Origin of the sequence: Kitasatospora sp. NPDC093558 (genome assembly GCF_040683475.1) — a bacterium.
Lineage (GTDB): Bacteria > Actinomycetota > Actinomycetes > Streptomycetales > Streptomycetaceae > Kitasatospora.
The window spans coordinates 1-2,976 of record NZ_JBFBDY010000708.1 but is presented as its reverse complement, the minus strand read 5'-3'; the positions used below and the strand labels follow the sequence as shown (position 1 = coordinate 2,976).

The window sequence follows — 2,976 nt, the reverse complement described above, 5'->3', positions numbered from 1 at the left end:
ATCACCCACCCGATGCCCGGCGCCAGGCCGATCCCGGCCGAGGCGGCGGCGAAGCCCGCCACGCCGACGGCGAACACGCGCCGGTGGCCGTAGCGGTCGCCCAGGCGGCCGGCGAAGACCAGCAGGGCGGCGACGGCGACGAGGTAGCCGGTGCTGGTCCACTGGACGGCCGCGGCGGTGGTGTGGAGGTCGTGCTGGATGCTGGGCTGGGCGACGGTGAGCGCGGTGCCGTCCAGGGCCACGACGACGGCGCCGGTGATGCTCGCGGCGAGCGCGAGGCGCTCCCGGCGGGTGCCGCTCACCGGTGCCCCGGGGCGCCGGTGTGGGCGCCGGTGTGGGCCTCGATGATCGCGGCGAGCAGCGGTTCGACGTCGTCGTCCCCGGTGAGCAGCCGCAGACTGCCCCGGGCGCGCAACTGGGCGAGGCCGTGCAGGTTCGCGAGCAGGGCGACGGCCGCGGTGGCGCCGTCGCGCTCGGGGCAGGCCTCGCCGACCAGGCGGGCGAAGGTGCGGAACAGCGGCAGGGAGGTCGAGCGGAGGTCGGCGCCGCTGCCCTCCAGCAGGTCGTGGCGGAACATCAGCTCGAACATGCCTGGGTTGGCGGCGGCGAAGCGCAGGTAGGCGCGGGCGAGGCCGGTGAGCCGCTCCCGGGGCGGGAGGCCGTCCGCGGCGGCGAGGGTGTCGGTTGCCGCGAGGGTGTCGGTGAGCTTTCCGAAGCCGTGCCGGGCGATGGCGGCGAGCAGTTCGCGGTGGGTGGGGAAGTAGCGGCGCGGCGCGCCGTGCGAGACGCCGGCCTGGCGGGCGATCTCGCGAAGGCCGAGCGCCTGGACGCCGTCCCTGGCCAGCAGTTCGACTCCGGCGGCCACCAGGCGGGTGCGGAGGTCCTTCTCCTCGTCGGTCATGGACACTGTCTACCAGGAGGCCGTAGACAGTGTCTACTCACCGCGCGTCGAGAACCACGGGCACGACTGCGCCCCGGCGCGGCACGGCGGCCGGGCCGGGGCGTCAGAGGTTCGGGACAGCGGCGGGCCTACTGCGGCGGCTCCTGGCCCGGGTGCTCACCGAGCTGCTCGTCGAGCTTCTGCTTGGCCGTGTCGACCTGGCTCTCGTACTTGCTTCCGGTGCGTTCGTTCAAGGCGTCCCCGGCCTTGTCGGCGCCTTGCCGGGCCGTGTCCTCGTGGCCCTTCAGCATTTGCTTGAGCTTATCCAGCATGGACATGGTCACGCTCCTGGAAGAGGGTCCCCCACCTCTCCAGGATCACCGCACGGGCGCCGGTCCGCATCCCGTCGTGGTCCCGTCGCGGTCCTGGTGCCGTCCTGGCGCGGTCCTGGCACCGTCCTGGTGCCGTCCCCCGGCCGGACGCGGCGGTCTTGGCAGACCTGGTGACGGTCATGTCAAATCGGGAGTCCACGGACCGTCGGAAGGACCCGCCTTGACGCCGCGCACCCGCCGCTCGCGCACCCGCCGCCCGATCGCCTCGCCCGTCCCCGCGTCCCTGACCGTCGCCGTCCTCGTGGCCCCGGTGCTGCTCGCCGGGGCCGGCACCGCGAGCGCCGCCCCGGACCCGGCCCGCCGCGGCGCGCAGCTCGCCGCCCGGCTGGTCGACCGGAGCAGCGCCGACGACGCCCTCGACACGCTCCGGGCCCTCCAGCGGATCGCCGACCGCAACGGCGGTACCAGGGCGGCCGGTTCGCAGGGCCACGACGAATCGGCCCGCTACGTCTACGAGCAGGCCCGCCGGGCCGGGCTCAAGGTCTCGCGGCAGGAGTTCACCTACACCTTCTTCGAGGCGAAGACCCAGCGCCTCGACGTCGTTTCGCCACAGGCCGAGCAGGTGCCGGTGATCGCCATGACGTACTCGCCGAGCGGCCCGGAGGCAGGCGTGAAGGGCGAGTTGGCGGTCGTGCCGGTCTCTGCGGCCACCGGCTGCGCACCCGCCGACTACCCGGCGGGCGAGTTCACCGGACGGATCGCGCTGATCCGGCGCGGCGGCTGCGCCTTCGCCGTCAAGCAGGCCGCGGCGTCTGCGGCGGGCGCGGCCGGCGTGATCGTCTACAACAACGCGGACGGCGACCTGAACGGGACGCTCGGTGAGCCGAACGCCGTGCGCATCCCCGTTGGTGGCGTTTCGAAGGCGGCGGGGGAGGCGCTGGCTGCGAAGGCGGCGGCCGGGCCGGTCGGGGTGAGCCTCGACATCCGCACGTTCATGGAGCCCCGCTCCACCTGGAACGTCCTCGCCGAGACCCGCGGCGGCGACGAGAACAACACCGTCTTCGTCGGCGCCCACCTCGACTCCGTACCGGCCGGACCGGGCGTCAACGACAACGGCTCCGGCTCGGCGGGCATCCTGGAGGTCGCCCGCAACCTCGGCGTCCGGCAGGTGCGGAACAAGGTGAAGTTCGCCTGGTGGTCCGCCGAGGAGTTCGGGCTCAAGGGCTCGGAGGCGTACGTCAAGTCGCTGTCGGAGGCGGAGCGGAGGAAGATCCGGCTCTACCTCAACTTCGACATGATCGCCTCCCCGAACTACGCCCAGTTCGTCTACGACGGCTCCGGCAGCACCGGCGGCGGCGCCGGCCCGGCGGGCTCGGCGCAGATCCAGCGGCACATCTCCGACTTCCTCGACGGCCGCGGCCTGCCGCACGAGCCGGTGGCCTTCAACGGGCGCTCCGACTACGGCCCGTTCATCGAGGCGGGCATCCCGGCGGGCGGCACCGACACCGGCGCGGAGGTCGTCAAGTCACCCGCGCAGCAGGACCGTTACGGCGGCACGGCGGGCGTGGCCTTCGACCCCTGCTACCACAAGGCCTGCGACGACCTGGACAACCTCGACCGGGACGCGTTCGACGCGAACATCGCCGTGATCGCCCACGCCGTCGGCACGTTCGCGTGGGACCTGAGCGAACTGGAGCGCCCCGCAACGGTGTTGCCCCAGCCGGCCGGCGGCGGCGCCGGGGGCGGACTGGGCGCGGACCACGC

The 2,976-nt window shown here is 73.8% G+C and carries 4 protein-coding genes; 1 reads left to right on the top strand and 3 read right to left on the bottom strand.

Annotated features, from left to right (window positions below; genetic code table 11):
• The 3 genes from AB0O00_RS34080 to AB0O00_RS34070 all read right to left on the bottom strand — a co-directional run.
• A partial coding sequence (locus tag AB0O00_RS34080) for an MFS transporter (RefSeq protein ID WP_363658457.1) occupies window positions 1-302 on the bottom strand: 302 nt, incomplete at its 3' end.
• On the bottom strand, window positions 299-901 hold the full coding sequence (locus AB0O00_RS34075; protein ID WP_363658455.1) for a TetR/AcrR family transcriptional regulator: 603 nt from the start codon (window positions 899-901) through the stop codon (window positions 299-301). The genes AB0O00_RS34075 and AB0O00_RS34080, both read right to left, overlap by 4 nt.
• 128 nt (window positions 902-1,029) lie before the next feature.
• Window positions 1,030-1,218, bottom strand: coding sequence for an antitoxin (locus tag AB0O00_RS34070; RefSeq protein ID WP_363658453.1), 189 nt, complete (start codon window positions 1,216-1,218; stop codon window positions 1,030-1,032).
• 214 nt (window positions 1,219-1,432) lie between these two features.
• On the opposite strand from AB0O00_RS34070, the gene AB0O00_RS34065 reads away from it, so the two are divergent.
• Window positions 1,433-2,976 (top strand): M28 family metallopeptidase (locus AB0O00_RS34065; RefSeq protein ID WP_363658451.1); only part of this gene is annotated, 1,544 nt, incomplete at its 3' end.